General features: G+C 56.0%; 16 protein-coding genes. 6 read left to right on the top strand and 10 right to left on the bottom strand.

Translation table 11 applies throughout. The features are described 5' to 3' along the window. The first annotated feature begins 20 nt into the window (after positions 1 to 20). Positions 21 to 485, top strand: coding sequence for a VOC family protein (locus tag LEPIL_RS19700; protein ID WP_002775329.1), 465 nt, complete (start codon positions 21 to 23; stop codon positions 483 to 485). Here LEPIL_RS19700 and LEPIL_RS19695 read toward each other — a convergent pair. From LEPIL_RS19695 to LEPIL_RS19665, 7 genes are all read right to left on the bottom strand, one after another. Beyond that, on the bottom strand, positions 419 to 1,912 hold the full coding sequence (locus LEPIL_RS19695) for a DEAD/DEAH box helicase (protein WP_002775328.1): 1,494 nt from the start codon (positions 1,910 to 1,912) through the stop codon (positions 419 to 421). The two genes, LEPIL_RS19700 and LEPIL_RS19695, sit on opposite strands and share 67 nt — an antisense overlap. 260 nt (positions 1,913 to 2,172) lie before the next feature. Further along, entirely contained in the window at positions 2,173 to 2,718 is a 546-nt protein-coding gene (locus LEPIL_RS19690; protein ID WP_002775326.1) for a peptidoglycan recognition protein family protein, read from the bottom strand. Further along, positions 2,718 to 3,275, bottom strand: coding sequence for a DUF6580 family putative transport protein (locus LEPIL_RS19685; RefSeq protein WP_002775325.1), 558 nt, complete (start codon positions 3,273 to 3,275; stop codon positions 2,718 to 2,720). The genes LEPIL_RS19690 and LEPIL_RS19685 overlap by 1 nt, the downstream gene beginning before the upstream one ends. A 63-nt stretch (positions 3,276 to 3,338) precedes the next feature. Continuing rightward, positions 3,339 to 3,740 carry a DUF4430 domain-containing protein gene (locus tag LEPIL_RS19680; RefSeq protein WP_002775323.1) on the bottom strand — a complete coding sequence of 134 codons (402 nt, stop codon included), beginning with the start codon at positions 3,738 to 3,740 and terminating at the stop codon, positions 3,339 to 3,341. Positions 3,741 to 3,853: 113 nt separating this feature from the next. Next, positions 3,854 to 4,315 (bottom strand): hypothetical protein, encoded by a 462-nt coding sequence (locus LEPIL_RS19675; RefSeq protein WP_002775321.1) that lies wholly within the window; start codon positions 4,313 to 4,315, stop codon positions 3,854 to 3,856. 161 nt (positions 4,316 to 4,476) lie between these two features. After that, on the bottom strand, positions 4,477 to 4,746 hold the full coding sequence (locus tag LEPIL_RS19670; protein WP_002775318.1) for a hypothetical protein: 270 nt from the start codon (positions 4,744 to 4,746) through the stop codon (positions 4,477 to 4,479). Then, the gene (locus tag LEPIL_RS19665) at positions 4,743 to 5,207 is read right to left on the bottom strand and encodes a nucleotidyl transferase AbiEii/AbiGii toxin family protein (protein WP_002775316.1); all 465 of its coding nucleotides are present in this window, start codon (positions 5,205 to 5,207) and stop codon (positions 4,743 to 4,745) included. Before LEPIL_RS19665 ends, LEPIL_RS19670 begins: the two co-directional genes overlap by 4 nt. 462 nt (positions 5,208 to 5,669) lie before the next feature. Here LEPIL_RS19665 and LEPIL_RS23715 point away from each other — a divergent pair, with 462 nt between their 5' ends. From LEPIL_RS23715 to hisS, 4 genes are all read left to right on the top strand, one after another. Next, positions 5,670 to 6,815: an SPL family radical SAM protein gene (locus LEPIL_RS23715; RefSeq protein WP_002775314.1), complete on the top strand. Its 1,146-nt coding sequence runs from the start codon at positions 5,670 to 5,672 to the stop codon at positions 6,813 to 6,815. Further along, positions 6,772 to 8,973, top strand: a complete 2,202-nt coding sequence (locus tag LEPIL_RS19655; protein ID WP_002775312.1) for an OmpA family protein — start codon at positions 6,772 to 6,774, stop codon at positions 8,971 to 8,973. Before LEPIL_RS23715 ends, LEPIL_RS19655 begins: the two co-directional genes overlap by 44 nt. A gap of 77 nt (positions 8,974 to 9,050) precedes the next feature. Further along, positions 9,051 to 10,115 (top strand): PilZ domain-containing protein, encoded by a 1,065-nt coding sequence (locus tag LEPIL_RS19650; RefSeq protein ID WP_002775310.1) that lies wholly within the window; start codon positions 9,051 to 9,053, stop codon positions 10,113 to 10,115. Between the two features lie 24 nt (positions 10,116 to 10,139). Further along, positions 10,140 to 11,468 carry a histidine--tRNA ligase gene (gene hisS / locus LEPIL_RS19645; protein WP_002775308.1) on the top strand — a complete coding sequence of 443 codons (1,329 nt, stop codon included), beginning with the start codon at positions 10,140 to 10,142 and terminating at the stop codon, positions 11,466 to 11,468. A 4-nt stretch (positions 11,469 to 11,472) separates the two neighbouring features. Here the strand turns inward: hisS and LEPIL_RS19640 are convergent, their stop codons facing one another. Further along, the gene (locus tag LEPIL_RS19640) at positions 11,473 to 12,618 is read right to left on the bottom strand and encodes an Acg family FMN-binding oxidoreductase (RefSeq protein WP_002775306.1); all 1,146 of its coding nucleotides are present in this window, start codon (positions 12,616 to 12,618) and stop codon (positions 11,473 to 11,475) included. Positions 12,619 to 12,703: 85 nt separating this feature from the next. Between LEPIL_RS19640 and LEPIL_RS22650 the strand changes: the two genes are divergently transcribed. After that, positions 12,704 to 15,307: an HD domain-containing phosphohydrolase gene (locus LEPIL_RS22650; RefSeq protein ID WP_002775304.1), complete on the top strand. Its 2,604-nt coding sequence runs from the start codon at positions 12,704 to 12,706 to the stop codon at positions 15,305 to 15,307. A gap of 65 nt (positions 15,308 to 15,372) precedes the next feature. Here the strand turns inward: LEPIL_RS22650 and LEPIL_RS19630 are convergent, their stop codons facing one another. Continuing rightward, positions 15,373 to 16,224, bottom strand: coding sequence for a DMT family transporter (locus tag LEPIL_RS19630; RefSeq protein WP_002775302.1), 852 nt, complete (start codon positions 16,222 to 16,224; stop codon positions 15,373 to 15,375). A 102-nt stretch (positions 16,225 to 16,326) separates the two neighbouring features. Then, positions 16,327 to 16,662: an ArsR/SmtB family transcription factor gene (locus LEPIL_RS19625; protein ID WP_002775300.1), complete on the bottom strand. Its 336-nt coding sequence runs from the start codon at positions 16,660 to 16,662 to the stop codon at positions 16,327 to 16,329. Positions 16,663 to 17,153: the final 491 nt, after the last annotated feature.

Raw genomic sequence — 17,153 nt, 5'->3', positions numbered from 1 at the left:
TTAACGATACGGAAAGAAGCATGAAAGACGAGAGCCCCGGCTTGCGCAAGGGCGCCATGATCCATCATATCGCCCTTGCCTGTGACGACGTAGAGCGGCAAACGCAGTTCTATACGTCGCTTGGCTTTAAGGAACTATCGAGGCATCATGACGATAGCGGACTTCGCTCCGTATGGCTGGATTGCCATCCGACCATACTCATGCTCGAACGGGCCGATCACACAGGCAAAAAAAAATCCCGCCCCTTTCACGATAAAGAGGCGGGCTTTCATCTGCTCGCTTTCGCCATCGACGCCGATGCCGCCGATGCGTGGCGAGACTTTTTAGAAGAGAGAGAGTTGCTTGCCGGCGAATCGGGTTTTACGCTCTACGCCTTTGACGCCGAGCGTAACCGCATCGCCTTCAGCAGTTACCCGGATCAGCTGCGACGCCGACCGGAATCACCGGATTCAAATTTGCGGCCCTTACCGGATCCGCGATCATAGCTGCCTCTGCTCGGTCCACGCGAACCGCCCCGTGACGGGAACCCACGTCCGCCCGAAGACGAGCGCGGCGCCGGTCGAGAGAGGAACTCGTTGATGCGATCCACTTCCCAGCCGATCTTCTCGGGGCCCGTGGGCGCATCTTTCTGAATGAGAAGGCTGAGAGCTCTGACGGCGATCTCTTCGGCCGTTAATCCGGCCTCGACCAGACGCTCGACCTGACGCACCGCCTCTTTGGTGCCTTCGGCTTCGTTAACCAGAGCCGTCATACGCTCCACCTCGCGGCGGCGCAGATCACGCAGAGTGGGAATCGATGCCGGTTTGATATCGCCGACGGCCTGCTTCAGCATGCGAAGACGGCGCATCTCGCCCGGTGCGACGAAGGTGATGGCCTCGCCTGAACGTCCGGCACGGCCGGTTCGTCCGATACGGTGAATGTAGCTTTCAGAGTTACCGGGAATATGGTAGTTGAATACGTGCGATACGTCGGCGACATCAAGGCCGCGTGCAGCGACGTCGGTGGCGACGAGAATCTTTACGCGTCCCTGACGGAAATCACGGATCGTCTTCTCGCGTCGGGACTGATCGATATCGCCATGAAGCGGAGCGGCGGGAAAGCTGCGACCGAGTAGCGTTGAGGTTAGCCGGTCGGTTTCTTCGCGCGTGCGGCAGAAAACGATGCACTTCTCGGGGTTCATCGATTCGATAAGACGCAGAGCGGCCAGATCGCGCTCTTCTTCGCCGACGACATAGAAGCTCTGGTCGATCTGCAGGCTGGCCGAACCGGCGCCGGCGGCCTTCAGCATGACCGGATTCTTCTGGAACTTCTTAATCAGCCCCTGAATCGGAGCAGGCAGCGTCGCCGAAAAAAGCAGCGTCTGGGCGCGATCGGGTACATAGTCCATGATGCGCTGGATGTCGTCGAGAAAGCCCATATCGAGCATCTCGTCGGCTTCGTCGAGAACGACGATCGACGGCGAGAATTTCAGGCGTCCGGAATCAAGCAGATCAAGCAGACGACCGGGGGTGGCGACGATTACGTTTACTCCGCGGCTGATGATGTCTGTCTGACGTCCGTAGGAGCGGCCGCCATAGATGGCGATGCTGCGGATGTTTGCAAATTTGCCAAGGCGATACAGCTCATCGCTGATCTGTCCGGCAAGCTCTCGCGTCGGAGCCATGACAAGCATGGTCTCTTTCGGATGACGTACGAGGTAGTCGAGAGAGGGCAGGCCATAGGCTGCCGTTTTTCCAGTGCCGGTGGCGGCCATTACGGTCGCATCCTGGCCTTCAAGTAACGCCGGAATGGCAAGGCTCTGTACGGGGCTCGGCGTTTCGAAGCCGGCTTCTTTGATGCCCTGCAGAATCGTATCGGCGAAGCCGAACTCTTCAAATGACGTCGCTTCTTTTGTTGGTGTAAGTGTTTTCAAATCCTGGTCTCCATCCAGTAAAAATGCAGGCCCTTGCCTGCTGCGGTTTTCGGATGGAACCAGGGTTCTGAGTCCAGAGGAAAACGGCGGAATATCCGCCCTGCCTTTTGAGGTGCGGACAGAGTGTCAGTTTTTTGAACGTGCCTTTGACGACAACAACAAAACGGACGCACCTCCGGCCTTCTCGTTCGGCGCGGCACTGGAGTGAACGTAATGGAACGTATATGGAAAGAAGCGAACAGCATTACCTGCCGGGCATTCTATCTCGCAAGTTCCCGTGCCACATCTTCGCGCAGCTTCGCCATATCAAGATGCTGTCCGGGGCATTTCGTCTGCTGTAATTCGCGATGCCCTATGATGCGCTCCGGCGGTATATCATACTCACGCGCAAGTGTGACAAGCAGGCTTACAAGAGACTGATACTGTAACGTTGTCGGCGCATGTCGTTCAAGATTGCCCACCATGACGACGGCGATGCCCACCGTATTCACGTAGGTGTTGCGCGTGGAAAATCCGCGGCTGCGCTCTTTCCAGAGATTGCTTTCTTCGATCTGGCCCGGAACGGTGTTTGAGGCTCCGTTATTAACGACGAAGTGATAGGCGATATCGGGCCATCCGCGCTCTTCTTTATGCAGACGTCGGTAGTATTCGAGATTCCCGGCATCGGAGGCCGTATGATGGATAACGATGTAGCGCCAGCGCCATTCGCGCCAGGCATGGCGGCCGAGAAAAACGAAAGCTCCTGCGGCAACGGCCAGCAGGAGCAGGTAACGAAGTCTGAAGCGGCGCCGGGGGCCGGATTGCATCAGGCTGCTGATGTAACCGGACGCCAGGCGAAATGGCGCACGGCGGCGTAGATACCGAAGAAGGCTCCGGTGTAGAAGAGGTCGCCGATCATGGTATTACGCAGGAAGGGCAGCGCATAGGTGTAGCAGAGGACAAGGCCCTGCATCGTATGCTCGTACATTCCGCTGAATGCCCAGACGGCCAGGTTCGTCGTCAGATAAAAAGACACCGACGAAAGAAGCGAAGAACCGACGAGGCCGAAACCCAGCCTGGCTCCTTTCACGCTCTTCAGAGCAGAACCAAGAAGAACGGGCACACAGAGAGCGAGATACACAACGACGCGCATCGTCACGCTTTCATAACCGATGATGAGATCGCTTACAAACATGGCGGCGAGGACGGAAAGAAGTCCGGCCAGACGTGAGCGGAACAGATAGCCGCCCAGGAGGCCGATGGCGGCGACCGGCGTGAAATTCGGCGCATGCTCCATTGTACGGGCCAGAACGGCAAAGCCTACAAGGATGATAAAAAGCAGGATGCGACCTGCATCTTCAGATTTGAAACGATTAAAGCTCATAGATCCCCCGATTCCGGTAAACAGTGCAATCTTTTCGTCCTGTCTCAGAAGGCAAAGCGATTTTTACTTACAGCTTTCCCGGTCCTGCCAGAGCACGAAACACCAGGTGATGCGATCGCCAGGATTCAGTTTAAGCTGACCGATGCCAAGCGGCGAGAGCTTTCCGTTGTGCGCATAGAGCCAGTTGCGCTTTGTATCGCCGGCCCCTTCATTCTTCTGCCCGTTCAGGGAGTCAACCATGGTCATCTCGCCCGTGCCCGAGGCCTCAAACTGGATCTGGCCGGCCGCCTTCAGCTTGTCCATCGTCTCAAGCAGCGTCGCTCCCGAGACGATGGTGCCGGTTAGCGTTTTTCCGGTGATTTCGACAGTCACTTCGCCGGAGGTCTGTGGGGCGGACGGTTCCTTGCCGCACTGAAGTAGGGTCAGGGCGATTAAGCCCGTCAGTATAATTCGAATGGGTTGCATGAAAAGAGGATGCCACGGGCCCACCAGACTACAAGAACTTTTCAGAGGCTGCTCCGGAAGCCACGCTGGGTTTCCGGAGCAGCCTGATCAAAAAGCAAAGACGATTCGTGAGATTACTTCAGCGTCTTATGCTCTTCTTCCATCTTTTTGTGCTCTTCGATCATCGCTTTATGTTCCTGCGTCATCTTCTCATGTTCAGAGCGGATGCGGGCGATCTCTTTTTCCATGTCGGCCGTCGACATGCTGCCATCTTTGAGTTTCGCGAAGGCGGCCTCATGTTCGTCCATCATCTTCATATGTTGCGACATGAGCTCTTCATGCTGCGCCATCAGCTTCTCATGCGCCTCAATCGTGGCCTTGCCTTCTTTGCTCTTAACCGTCGCCTTCACCTTATCGTGATCGGCCTTCAGTGCATCATGACCGGCATGCAGCTGGCTGTGATGCTCGTCGCTCACCGCCTTATGCTCGGCCTCAAGCTTTGCAACCTCTGCAAGCAGGGCCTCTTTTTTTGCATCTTTGCACGAAACGCCCAGCACCATCGCCAGGACTAATCCGACAACCATCGACTTCTTCATACTTCTCTCCATATTATCTACCTTTTGATTTTCGCGGGTCTGCCTGGCTTTACCGGGCAACTTGCCCGATATGCCTGCAAACCCGAACTCTGTCAGACGCCAGAGATCAGCACTCCCCGGAGCTTGTGTCAACGATTAATTGCGAGGATAAGGAACGGTCTTCAGGTTTTCATCAGGAACAGGACCAGGGCGATACTGAACCCCAGTACGACTATCTTTGTAACAATCAGAATATACAGGAATTTACGTGATGACATACGCCTCTGTCGACGCTGAGCGTCCGCTGAAGAAACACTCTGATGGCCGACGACGCCGTCCACCGCCTTTTGCATCGTCCCGGCCTGCTTGAGGCTTTTACAGAGGCGATTCAGCTGAGCGACGCGACGCAGGCGACGATCGATCTCTGCCGATGTCAGCTCCACCTCTTTCATGGTTCGCCCGTCCCTTCGCGTAAAGCGGCGATGTCGGCGCGATCCTGCTCGCTATCGCGCATCATTTTGAGTAGAATCAAGCCGTCTCTTGAAACAACGTTTAACGGCTGGCCGTTCCACTGCAATCGTTGAATCTGCTCCCATGCCGGAGCATTGGCAGGCGTCTTCAGGAGAAGGTCAACCGAAAGGAAGTCTCCATCGGCATCCACTTTCGTAAAGCGGTGAATGACGGTCGCCCCGCCACCGAACTCCATCGGCCCTGCCTCGATCTCATACCCAAGATCTTTTAACAACAGGCGCATTGCAGGCAGCATGGCGTCTGTTACAAGCAGATCTATGTCGACCGTAGCGCGCGGCTGTGCGTACACGGCAATCGCCAGGCCGCCACAGAGTGCATACTCTATCTGCCGGTCAGCCATAGCGGCAATCAACCGCTCAAACTCAGAATACAGATCGAGCATGGAAGCAACTTACGGCATCGTCAGAGAAAAATCAAGAGTAAAGCCGCCGCATCGCACCCATCCGGCTGCCCACCTTCCGACACGACCGCGCCCATCCGAACCCCGCTGCCTCCCCTTCCCGTCACCCGACACCCACCTGAGAGCGGAGCGTGCCAGGCCTGGTAGGGCCCGTTTGCACTCATCCTGTCCGGCGCATGGCGCAATCCGAGCGCCAGGCGCCGTCGCTCTCCCATCCGTGGTCCACTACAGGCTGAGTGCAAACGAGCTGGCATTTGGGCGAATGGAATGTATGCGAGGCAAACGTCGCTCGCGTCTAACCCCATCCAGCCGCATCACTCCCTCCCGAAAGCGGGACATGGATGTCAAAGCGGCCCCTGCCTGGCGCAGGATCGCGCCACGCAGGGGTGAGGGTGGGAGTGATGCGGCCTTGCTTTTCTCGATACTTCCATTTAATTGGTCCGGATGCGCAGTCCTGAACTGATCCAGAAGATCTACATAGACCGGGCCGTCGCCGAAGGTGAGCTGGCCCGATCGATCCGCAGCAAGCTCAAAGACAGTTCCGTCGTGATCGAAGAGATCGACGATCCGCGCGCCCTGCTCGATCACTACCAGAAGAACGGCAACCTTTTCGAGAAAGATACGCTGCTGGTTTATAACTATCCGGGCCGCTTCCTTTCTTCATGCCCCGGCTCTGATGGCATGGTCTGCTGTCAGTACTTCGTCATCAACTTCGGAGTGGGCTGCCTCTACGACTGCCATTATTGCTATTTGCAGAATTTCCTCAATCATCCGCTGATGACGCTTTTCGGGAACCTCGAAGACATGTTCGCCGAGCTTGATCGCAAGATCCTCGGCAAGAAGTTTCACTTTCGCGTCGGCACGGGCGAATACACCGACTCGCTTGCGCTCGAGCCGATCACAGGCCTTTCGACGATCCTTGTCGAACGCTTTGCGAAAACTCCGAATGCGACGCTTGAACTGAAGACGAAATCGTCGAACGTGAACGAGCTTCTGCAGCTCGACCATCGCGAGCATACGGTCGTTTCGTGGTCGCTGAATCCGCAGAATGTCATCGATGCCGTCGAGCCCGGCACGGCGACGCTTGAAGAGCGGCTGCAGGCGGCCGAGAAGGTGCAGGGAGCGGGATATCGACTGGCCTTTCATCTTGATCCGCTGATCCATCATGAGAACTGGGAACAGAACTACCATCGCCTGCTTGAAGAACTCTTTGACCGCATTCATCCCGATCGTATCTCATGGATCTCGGTCGGATCGTTCCGCTACTCGCCCGGTCAGAAAGAGGTCATGCAATCGCGATTCTCCGCCGACGCTCTGACGCGCGAAGAAATGGTTCAAGGATCGGATGGCAAGTACCGTTACTTTAAAACGATACGGGAATCCATGTATGCATCGATCCGAAAAAAGATTCAGGACCGCGACCCTCGCCTCTTCCTTTACCTCTGCATGGAAACGCAGCGCATGTGGGAGGGCGTCTTCGGCTTTGTTCCAGGGTCGGCGAAGAATCTTGACGCTCTCTTTGACGAGCGCCGTCGTTATATGGACGATGCTGTTGCCGGTCGACTCCCGATCGGCTCCGGTCAACAATAAGCCGCCGGCAACACAAACCAAGAAGCCGGTTAAGAAGCCTGAGAAAAAGCCGGTCAAAAAACCGGCAAAACCTCCTGCGACGCAAAAGACGCCGGTCAAACAGACTCCGACCGTTACGAAGCCGACTGCGAAGAAGCCCGAGGCGGCCGAAACGCTTCCCGGAAAAACCGAGAAGCCAGTTGAAGCCGAGAAGGCGCCCGACAGCACGAAACCTGTCGAGAAAGAGCCCGACACAGCGAAGCCCGTCGATACCGTCATCGAACCCGATAGCATACTCGCCGACGACGAACCGGCGAACCAGATGGTGCTCAATCATCCGTGGGATGACTACGCCCCCCTGCCTTTGCTTCACGAACGCTTTCTTGTCTTTCAATCTGCCAGACCCGGCTCGACCGAAGGACATGATCTGTGGTACAGCCACAATGCTAACTATCGCGATCGAACAGGACGACCGCAGTGGTCTGTGCCGCTTCCGTTCGCCTTTCCTCTGATCGGCAATCCCTCTGATACGATGCAGGTACAGAAGCCGGCAGAGAATCCTCCAGGACAGTTCTCGGTGAACAGCGACGGCTTTGAAGGACATCCGTCTATCGTCATGGTCGGATCAAAACCCGTCGAGATCTATCTGACCTCACGCAGAGCCGAGGGCGGACGGCAGGGTTATGCAGGACTGAATATTTACTACGCTCGCTACCGCAACAATCGCTGGAGCGAGCTCATGCATATCAACGAGATCAACGGCGATTACGACGATCGCATGGCCTATGTGACCCCTGACGGCAAACGTATGTTCTTCGTCTCGAATCGGCCGGGCGGATACGGCGGCGACGATATCTATTATACGGAGCGCGATATGCGTACCGGACTGTGGGCGTCTCCGATCAATCTCGGTCCTCTCGTGAACGGGCCCGACGACGAGATCACGCCCTTTCTTACGGCAAACGGACAGAAGCTCGTCTTCTCTTCCAATCGCAAAGGCGGGCTTGGCGGATTCGATATCTACATCTCACACTGGAACGGCCTTGAGTTCGAGATGCCGTTAAACGCCGGTCGTCCGTTCAACTCCGAGCGCGACGACGAAGCCTTCAAGCTCACCGACGACGGCATGTGGGGCTACTTCTCCTCAGATCGAAGGCATACCGACGCGAAGGGTCGCTTCGATATCTACAGAGTGGCCGTGCCGACCGAATTGATCGAGTCGGTTAAACTTACGCTGACCGGACGCATTCTCGACGCATCTTCGCGACTGCCTCTGGGTATGGATGCGACGATACATATCGACTTTGAATTGATGACGAAGGTGATCACGTCAAAGCGACGGGTGAAAAACGACGGCGAGACCATCGAGAACAACTTCACCACCGATCTTTATACGGGTCGCAGCTATCGACTGCGCATCAGCGCGCCCGGATACCAGCCCTATCAGACGGTGCTTGATTATCGCGGCGTCATACCGGCCGGGCGCAAGGACGAACGCATCTTCTATCTGGAGCCGATTCGTAAAGAGGCCACATATGAAAGACGCCTCGCCGGCATCGTCGTCGACGATGCGACAGGGCTGCCGCTACCGGGATCGACGATCACGAAACGCGAGGCGGACGGAACGGCCGTCCCTCTTGATGTGAACGCCGAAGGCCGTTTCGCCGTGCCCGTACGCAACGACGAACGATTCGCCATCATGGCCTCTTCTCCAGGTTATGTCTCACAGGAGCAATCCTTCACAGAAACGAAAGAGCTGAAAGAGATCGTCATCCGCCTGAAGGCGGGCAAAGATACGAATCCATGCGAGGCGGGCGATCCGCAATGCATCGGCAACGAACGCATCTACTTTGATCTGAACAGCGCCGTAATCAAAGAAAGCGAGATGAAGAAGCTGCGAGCGATTGCGCGCATCATGCAGAGCAATACGGGCATTCGCATCGAGATCCAGGGACATACGGATCTCACCTACAGAGGGCCCGAGACGAAGTCCCACACCTACAACCAGAAGCTTTCCCTTGACAGAGCCAATGCCGTGAAGCAGCGATTGATCGAGCTGGGCATCGCCGCCGACCGGCTTATCGTTCGCGGCTACAGCTATGATCGACCGTTGATCCCCGTAAAAGATGCAGTAAAAGGAGCGATCAATCGCAGGGTGGAGTTTAAAAAAATCGACTGATTTTTTACAAAAGCGGCGTCGTAAAGATTAGAGCCGGGCCCGATATATGGTGCATCGGCTTTTAAGGCAGCGCGACAATGGCAAACGACGCAGTAACAAACGGATTCAGCAACTACGATTTCAGGCTGTTGAAAGAGACTCCGCGCAGCTGGCAGCTTATGAAGGATCGCGAAGCCATCCTCAAGCTGATCGAAGAAAAACTGAACCGTCGTCCGCTCTATCTGAAAGGTACGCACCCGGCTGCGGAGTTTACGCCAGGCGAGCGGCGCGGCGATGGTCTTGAATTCTACTGCAATCCTTCCGTTAAGCTGAATACACAGAACACGCTCTTTATTACGTTGAACCGACAGCTTGAGATCGACTTCTCGCTGTCCGAGCAGGTCAGCCCGGGTCATGTCGTCCTTGTTCCTCTGCAGGCTCGCGTCGGTTCCGTTCAGAGGGCCTTCCCCCGATTTGCGTTGAACGACGGCGAGGTCGTCGCCTCGAACTTTCGCATCTCTACGAACAAGATCGCTCCCAATAACACGAAGCTACAGATCACGACGCAGGTGATCTTTCCCGAGTTTGAAAAGCTGCATCAGGCCGAGTTCGGTGGACTGCGCGTCGCCCTTGCCGGTGATCCGCGACTGCCTGCTGAGATCGCCACACAACATCCCGAAAAAGGCATCGAGGTTACCATACAGGGACGGCCTCACTTTCTTCAGCCCGTACACATGTACGAAGATCAGAAGAGCATCCTGCTGGCTCTGATCTTCTTTCCGATGCCGTCCTCGGGCATGAACCCCGCCGTGCAATCCCGCGCCGAAGAGCTGGCCGACGAGCTCTTGCAGAAGGTGATTGATGCAAATGCCTCTCTTGTGAAAGAGAAGCAGAAGGTCATAAACATTTCAGAGGGAGGTGTGGCGCTTCAGATAGACAGTGAAGTTCTACAGAAAAACCTGCCTCTCAGAGACTGGTTGACCTTCGACCTGCTTTTCAAGATGCACGCTCCGATCCGCTTCTACGGCAACATCCGCCATATCGGTAAGAAGGACGGAGAATGGCTTGTTGGAATCGACCTTTCAGGTCAGGGACATTCCGACTATCGCAAAAGCACGAAAGAAGTGTACCGCTCGCTGATTCAGAAACTGCTGCGGAGCTGATAGACGTGAGCTCCGGGAGGGCTCATGGCTGCAAAATTTCGCCCCTATCCAGGCACACGGGATTTTTATCCCGCCGAGATGGAATTCCGCAACTGGATGTTCCAGACTCAACGGGAAGTATGCGAACGCTACGGATACGGCGAATATCAGGCGCCCGTGCTTGAATCGACAGATCTCTATCGCGCAAAGTCATCTGAAGAGATCGTAAACGAACAGCTTTATACCTTTACCGACCGCGGCGATCGCGAGGTTTCGATTCGCCCCGAGATGACGCCGACGCTTGCGCGTATGGCCGTCGATCGCCCCGCCTCCTGCCTTCTTCCTCTGCGCTGGTTCTCTATCGCGAATTTCATGCGTTACGAACGCCCCGGCCGCGGACGCCTTCGCGAGTTCTATCAGCTGAACGTCGACCTGCTCGGAGCAAAGGGCCCCGGCGCCGACGCCGAGATTCTCATGATCGCCGTCGACCTCATGCGCGCCTACGGAGCAAGCGACGATATGTTCGTCGTTCGCATCAGCGACCGACGTCTGCTCGATCTGTGGATCGGTATCGACGACCGCGAGAAGCTGCGTCGCATCGGACGTCTGATCGACAAGAAAGAAAAGATCACCGAAGAGGCCTTCGCCGAAGAGCTGGCAAAAGAATGCGAAGATCCCGAGCTTGAATCTCGCGTACGCTCGTTTCTTGCGATGGATAACGCTTCGCTTGACCGGGATCCTGACGAAATCGTCGCTCATCTGAAGCTCGAAGGCCAGAAGGCCGACGATCTGTTAGCCGTTCTCAATCATCTGATCGCAGTCCGGCTTCTTCTTCGTAAATCGGGCCATGAAGCTGCCGTGCTCTTTGATCCGGCGATCGTTCGCGGCTTCGACTACTATACGGGCCTTGTTTTCGAGATCTATGACACGAACCCCGAGAATCGCAGGGCGATCTTCGGCGGCGGACGTTATGATCGCCTGCTCGGGCAGTTCGGTAAAGAGGATATTCCGGCCGTCGGTTTCGGCATGGGCGACGTCACACTCGAGCATTTTCTCGAAGGGCACGGGCTGGAGTCGTCGCGCACCGTATCGCACCGCGCCTTCCTCACTCTGATGAATAACGATCTGCTCGGCGAGACGCTGAAGCTCGCCTCAGAGCTTCGCTCCGAAGGGGTGCATATCGAGGCCTCTCTTGAAGCGACAAAGAAGTTCGGCAAACAGTTCGAGCTCGCCGAAAAGAAAGGCTTCCGTTACGTGCTGATCCTCGGCGAAGACGAGGCGAAGGCCGGCACCGTTATCATCAAGGATCTACAGACGGGATCACAGCATGCCGAGACGCGGCATACGGTGGCCGATTATCTGAAGAAACGCTGAGGGGCTAAACAAGAAACGACGCAAGATCACGTCTCGGCGCACGAAAGAAATAATCGCTCCGGCCAAGGCGTGCGATCATCTGCACCTTCTCGGAGCCTGTGACCCCGACCTCGCGTTCGAATTCTTCGCGCAGTGAGCGCATCTCTTCGTACTCCTGTAAGATCTGACTCATCGGATGCGAGGACAGGCCCATCGCCGTCGCCGCCAGTTGCAGGCGCGCATAGGTACGACCGGCCTGCACCCAGTCGACAGGGCCGTTCTTCGGCGTCACGATCATGACGATGCCTTTCGCGCTGGTTGCCTGGCCGCGAAAAGCATCAATCGAATACTGCTTCGTCTCCGGGGCGTTCCAGTAGGCCTTATCGTTTTCAATAACGAAACGGGAGGCGATCTGATATTTTAATCCCGAGACGCCGTTGCCGCGAAGCGAGATGCCGTCTCGATATTTCTCAATCTCGGAATCATTGAAGCGAAACCAAAGCCGCGATTCTTCGTTTGTGGTAAGCGTGTTCGTTTCGACGGCGAAGGCCTTTACAAAGAGATCGGTCAGCGTTCCGCCGTTGCCCGTTCTCGTATCAAGACGACCGGCCACAGGACCGACGAGAGATTTCAGCCGCTCGAATTCAGCGACAGTAATATCAGGCCCCGAGTATTCGCTTCGATTCGTTATCCGAAGAGCGATGGCGCCATAGAGCTCACTCGTTTTTATAGCATCTTTTGTAAGCGTTAGCCTGGCAACGGGCTTTCGGCCGATTTCGGCGGCGCCGTACGGCCCGAGCGGGAACAGCTTAACACTGGCTGTAAAGCCGGCCGCTGCGGCACCGAGGACGAAGTGTTCGATAAACGTGCCCTGCCCGATATGGATCTGCCGGTTCGGAGGATCGGTTTCAGGAAGCAGGCGCTTTTCATCGACATAGAGCTCGGCCTCCGTCGACGATATCAACCTGACCTTCCATGCCTGTGTGTTATGAGGATTCGGCGCCGTCGGCCCGATCTTCAGTGCGAAAAGCATCGGATCGGATTCGACTAACTCTTCATCGCGTACCGATCCACACGATTCGACAAGCGAAGCTACGGATATTGCCATGCCCGCAGCAAGTAGCTCTCGCCGACTCAGAATCATGTGAGATTGATTCTCTTTTAAACCCATAATGCCTCCGATCGTAGAACCCTCTCGATCCTTAACTGAGAATCTTTGCTTGCCACCAGAGCGCAGGCGTTTTCAATACCGGTCTATGCGAGAGTTGCATCGTCGTCTGTTATCAGCAACTCAAATCCCTTCACTTTTCGTTGTTCTGTCAATCTTTTCCCTTATCGCACCGGGCTCGCGCCACTCCCTGTACGCAGAAAAGACGACAGTGCGTATCGGCATACTGGCTCATCGAGGCCTTCCCCGTATTTATGAGGACTTTACTCCCACTCTCGAACAACTGAATCGCTCGATTCCGGGCTACCGATTTGAGGCCGTTCCTTTTCTTCTCAGCGAAACAGACAAAACGCTGAGCCGCACCGATCTCGATTTCTTGATCGCGAATCCGGCGATCTATGTTCTCGCAGAATCCAGATATGGCGCCTCACGTATCGCTACCATGGAGATTCCATCAGGCAGAGGTCGGCGCAGCTCGTTCAGCACCGTCATCTTCAAACGGAAGGATCTTGCCGGCATAGATACAATCAGCGATCTCAAAGGCCGCTCGATTGCCGCCCCGGACGCTACATCCTTTGGAGGATGGATCGCCGCTCTGCGCGAACTGAAGCGAGCCGGCGTTCAAACCGATGATCTTTCCCGGATCATCTTCGTCGGAACGCATGAAGCGGTCATCCATGCGGTGCTCACAGGCACGGCCGATGCGGGCGTCGTGCGTACCGGTATCATCGAATCGCTGCAATCCGAGACGTTCTCGCCCGACGATCTCACGGTCATTAACGAACAGCTAACGCCCGGCATGAAAGAGCGGCACAGCTCGACTCTGTATCCGGAGTGGGCCTTTGCCGCTATGCCGGGTACGCCGACCGACCTCGCCCGATCGGTAACGCTTTCCCTGCTTCAGTTAAACACTGCCGGAATCGGATGGGTCGCTCCGGCCGACTACAGAGAGGTGCACGCCTGCCTTCGCGAGCTGGCCTTAGAACCCTACGAGCCCGAACCGATTTCACTCAGGCAGTTCTTGCATGATTATGATTTATATCTGATCGGCATAGCACTTGCCGTTTTGCTCGTTCTTTCCCTGTGGACGTACAGATCCTATCGTCTGAACAGAAGCCTGAAAGATATGCGCGTCGAACTGACGAGCAGGACCGATTACATCGATCAGATGTACAGGCATGAACGGTATCTCAGGCAAGCGCTTCAAACCGTCGCCGACATCAACCAGCTGCTCGTCACCGAGACCGACCTGCCCGTTCTTTTACAGAAGTGCTGCGATCGACTCGCCGAGCATTCGCATTACACCATGGCCTGGATCGGTTTTGTGGACGGCCAGGAATGCAGAATCGCTTATCACTCCGAGGATCACCTGCGCTACCTTGAGGTGAAGCCTCAAATCTCGCTCGACCCGAAAGACCCCCTTTCACGCGGGCCGGCGGGAAGAGCCCTTTTAGACAACCATCCTTACATCATAAACGATATCACCACAGCGGCAGACTTCATGCCCTGGAAAGATCGGGCCCTTCAGGCCGGCATCCAGGCCGTGGCCTGTTATCCTCTGCGGCCCCGATCCGACCTGCCGCCGATCGGTCTGTTAACGATTTACTCCCGACGCGAGCGCGGCTTCGATAGCGAAGAGGCAGGCATGCTTGAAGAGCTTGCCGGAGATATCGGCTTCGCCATCAACGCCTTTCGCATTCGAGAAGACCTGCAGCGCATCGAGATGGAGAAGTTCCTCGAACAGGAAGAGGTCATCGAGACCTTCGCCCGCCTCATCGAACAGCGCGATTCCTATACGGCCGGACATCAATCTCGCGTCGCCCGCTACAGTGAACTCATCGCTCTCGAACTCGGCCTCAGCTCTGAGCAGATTCAGCTGTTAACGCGAGCCGCCAGGCTGCACGACGTCGGTAAGGTCTCGACGCCCGACTCCATTCTATTGAAACCGGGCCCGCTTGATCCCTACGAACACCGACTCATTCGCATGCATGTCGACATCGGCGTCACGATGCTTTCGGGCACGCCGCTCTATCGCAATCTGGCCGAGATCATCCGCTATCACCACGAGCATTTCGACGGTAGTGGTTACCCGAAAGGAGCGAGAGGCAGGCAGATTCCATTGCTGGCCCGGATTCTTACAATCGCCGACGCCTTTGATGCGATGACGACCAGCCGCATCTATCGCCCGAGAAAAACCGTGAACGACGCCCTCGACGAAATCGAGCGACTTGCCGGCAGCCGGTATGATCCCGAGATCGTGCCCGCCGTCCGACCGGCCCTTGCCGACGTCACGGTCGACGAATCCATTCACCAGGAACCGGCGACGATGCTCGAACAGGAGCGCTTCGCCTTTTTCTTTCGCGACCAGTTGACGCGTCTTTATAACGAAAAATACCTCGCCTATCTTGAGAAAAAAGGCGAGACCCCGGCTCTGTCGAAGCAAATCGATCTGCAGCTGCACGGATTTCACTCTTATAACCGACGCCTTTCCTGGCATGAAGGCGACGTCCTCTTACAGAGGGTGGCAGGGCGGCTACGAGAACTGTACCCTGACTGCCTGTGTTTTCGCATTCAGGGCGATGACTTTTTGCTCTTTTTGAACGACGTACGTCCCGTCCCCGAAGAAACGCAGTTCGACGAAGAACTGGCCGGGACGGGAGTCACGATCGACATCTCGCCCCGCACTCCCTGACCGGGCGTCTGCCCGCCGTTTGCTCACCGCTTTTCTTAGCAGCCTGTTAGTGTTTCGATCAATGCTCATCGGCGATTCGTCAGCCAGACGCCCGCTATCACAAGGGCGCCCCCGAAAAGCTGTCGCGTCTCAATGCTGCCGCCGAGCAAGACCTCGATGACAAGAGCCGTCACCGGCACAAGATTCATGAAGACGGCAGCGGGAGCCGGCCCGAGCGATTGCACCGCCCTCGCCCACCAGACGTAGGCAAGGCCTGTGGCAAAGATGGCCATATAGAGCACGGCAATAAATGGGCCGATAGCAAAATGCGTATCGTCCACGCTCCCGACAAAAAGCGGAAGCATCAGCGACCCGGCGACGACGGAGTAAAGCGTCACGGCACGCTGTTCGTAGGTGCGCATCACATCGCGCCCGGCGATGCTATAGATCGACCAGGCCGTTGCCGCTCCCATGATGCAGAGCTCTCCCACTCCGATCGACCAGCCTGATCCGGGTTCAAAGACGACAAAGGCCACGCCAGCAAAGGCCAGGACGATACCGGCAAGCGAGGCTACGGGTAACGCCTCCTTCTTCCAGACGCGAAGCAAAAGCGCCGTGATGCCTGGATTGGCCGCTGCAATGAGAGCGGCCCTGGCCGGATTCACACGGGCGATTCCCTCATAAAAAAGCAGATTATAGATGCCGACTCCGACGGCGCCCAGCAACACGATACGCCCCAGAAAGTCCCGGTTGCGAAGCAAAGTCAGATCCGTGAGGCGCCCTGTAACTATCAGTAAAAAGAGCGCTCCGATCAAGAATCGAGCGGCGGCGAGCGCCACTGGAGTGAAGCTCTGCATCGCGTAGCGCGCGGCGTGAAAGGTCGTGCCCCAGAACAGGACCGTCAGCAGTAACAGTAGAGTGTCTCGCCAGCGGCTCACAACCCAGGTTTTTTCGGGGCCGAACCGGGAAAAGTGAAAGAGGCAGACAGCCGACGCAAAATCACGCTTTCTTCATATATAAGAGCTTCTGCGAGAGTCCGCTCAACGGCGAAAGAAGCGTTCGAAGCGAGCCCGGCACAGATCCCACTTTTTGCGATTGATGCTGTAGAGCACCGAGGTGCCTGAGGCCCTGCCCTCTATGAGGCCGTTCTCTTTCAGCTCTTTCAGATGTCTGGAGATGGTCGCCTGGGCAAGCGGCAGACGATCGACGATCTCGCTGCACGTGCAGTTATCTCGATCGTAAATGAATTCAAGAATCGCCACACGAGACGGGCTGGCCAGCGCGCGGGCCATCGCAGCCAGTTCATTCTGCTGTCGGTTGAATTCCTCGGTTTTCGGAACGCCCATCGACTTCAAGCCTTCCAGAAAAGCGAACACACTGTATAGTCCTTTTGAGAAAGCGGGCTCGAACTTCAGTTCATAATGATTCTCAGCTTCATACTTTCGCCAGCTGCCGACTAACGCACGACACAATCATGAACACCCATTCAGAAACAAAGATGAACGACGTTCATTCCTTAAATTGAATTATTAATTTTTTTTAATTTCTCGGGCCTCCAGGTCAAAAAATTCTTGTAAAATACGGCGGCTCTTCCAATATCCTTTATAAAATATAGTAATTTGCTGCAACGGATTCTGAGAGTATCTCTCGAAACCGGGCAACAAAGAGGCCCTGCCCGAGAGACACTGACGTCTGCAAGCAGGCTGCAATGAGAGGCTGTCGACCTGACAGGCTCAAAGCTGCAAGGAAGAGAGAGGATTGAGAACAAGGACTTCGAGCCACGTCTCACAAAGACCATGCTCTAAGGCCTGTTCTAAGAACAGGAATTGAAGTTATACTGCTCAAGCGAAGCAGGGGGGATTGCAAA

Origin of the sequence: Leptonema illini DSM 21528 (assembly GCF_000243335.1) — a bacterium.
In the GTDB taxonomy this organism is placed as follows: domain Bacteria; phylum Spirochaetota; class Leptospiria; order Leptospirales; family Leptonemataceae; genus Leptonema; species Leptonema illini.
Note: the sequence above shows the minus strand (reverse complement) of the source record. Positions and strands in the feature narration are given on the sequence as shown.

Coding starts and splice junctions, on each gene's coding strand:
- LEPIL_RS19700 (WP_002775329.1), top strand. CDS start 21: ATGAAAGACGAGAGCCCCGGCTTGCGCAAGGGCGCCATGATCCATCAT.
- LEPIL_RS19690 (WP_002775326.1), bottom strand. CDS start 2,718: ATGCAATCCGGCCCCCGGCGCCGCTTCAGACTTCGTTACCTGCTCCTG.
- LEPIL_RS19685 (WP_002775325.1), bottom strand. CDS start 3,275: ATGAGCTTTAATCGTTTCAAATCTGAAGATGCAGGTCGCATCCTGCTT.
- LEPIL_RS19680 (WP_002775323.1), bottom strand. CDS start 3,740: ATGCAACCCATTCGAATTATACTGACGGGCTTAATCGCCCTGACCCTA.
- LEPIL_RS19675 (WP_002775321.1), bottom strand. CDS start 4,315: ATGAAGAAGTCGATGGTTGTCGGATTAGTCCTGGCGATGGTGCTGGGC.
- LEPIL_RS19670 (WP_002775318.1), bottom strand. CDS start 4,746: ATGAAAGAGGTGGAGCTGACATCGGCAGAGATCGATCGTCGCCTGCGT.
- LEPIL_RS19665 (WP_002775316.1), bottom strand. CDS start 5,207: ATGCTCGATCTGTATTCTGAGTTTGAGCGGTTGATTGCCGCTATGGCT.
- LEPIL_RS23715 (WP_002775314.1), top strand. CDS start 5,670: ATGCGCAGTCCTGAACTGATCCAGAAGATCTACATAGACCGGGCCGTC.
- LEPIL_RS19655 (WP_002775312.1), top strand. CDS start 6,772: ATGCTGTTGCCGGTCGACTCCCGATCGGCTCCGGTCAACAATAAGCCG.
- LEPIL_RS19650 (WP_002775310.1), top strand. CDS start 9,051: ATGGCAAACGACGCAGTAACAAACGGATTCAGCAACTACGATTTCAGG.
- hisS (WP_002775308.1), top strand. CDS start 10,140: ATGGCTGCAAAATTTCGCCCCTATCCAGGCACACGGGATTTTTATCCC.
- LEPIL_RS19640 (WP_002775306.1), bottom strand. CDS start 12,618: ATGGGTTTAAAAGAGAATCAATCTCACATGATTCTGAGTCGGCGAGAG.
- LEPIL_RS22650 (WP_002775304.1), top strand. CDS start 12,704: ATGCGAGAGTTGCATCGTCGTCTGTTATCAGCAACTCAAATCCCTTCA.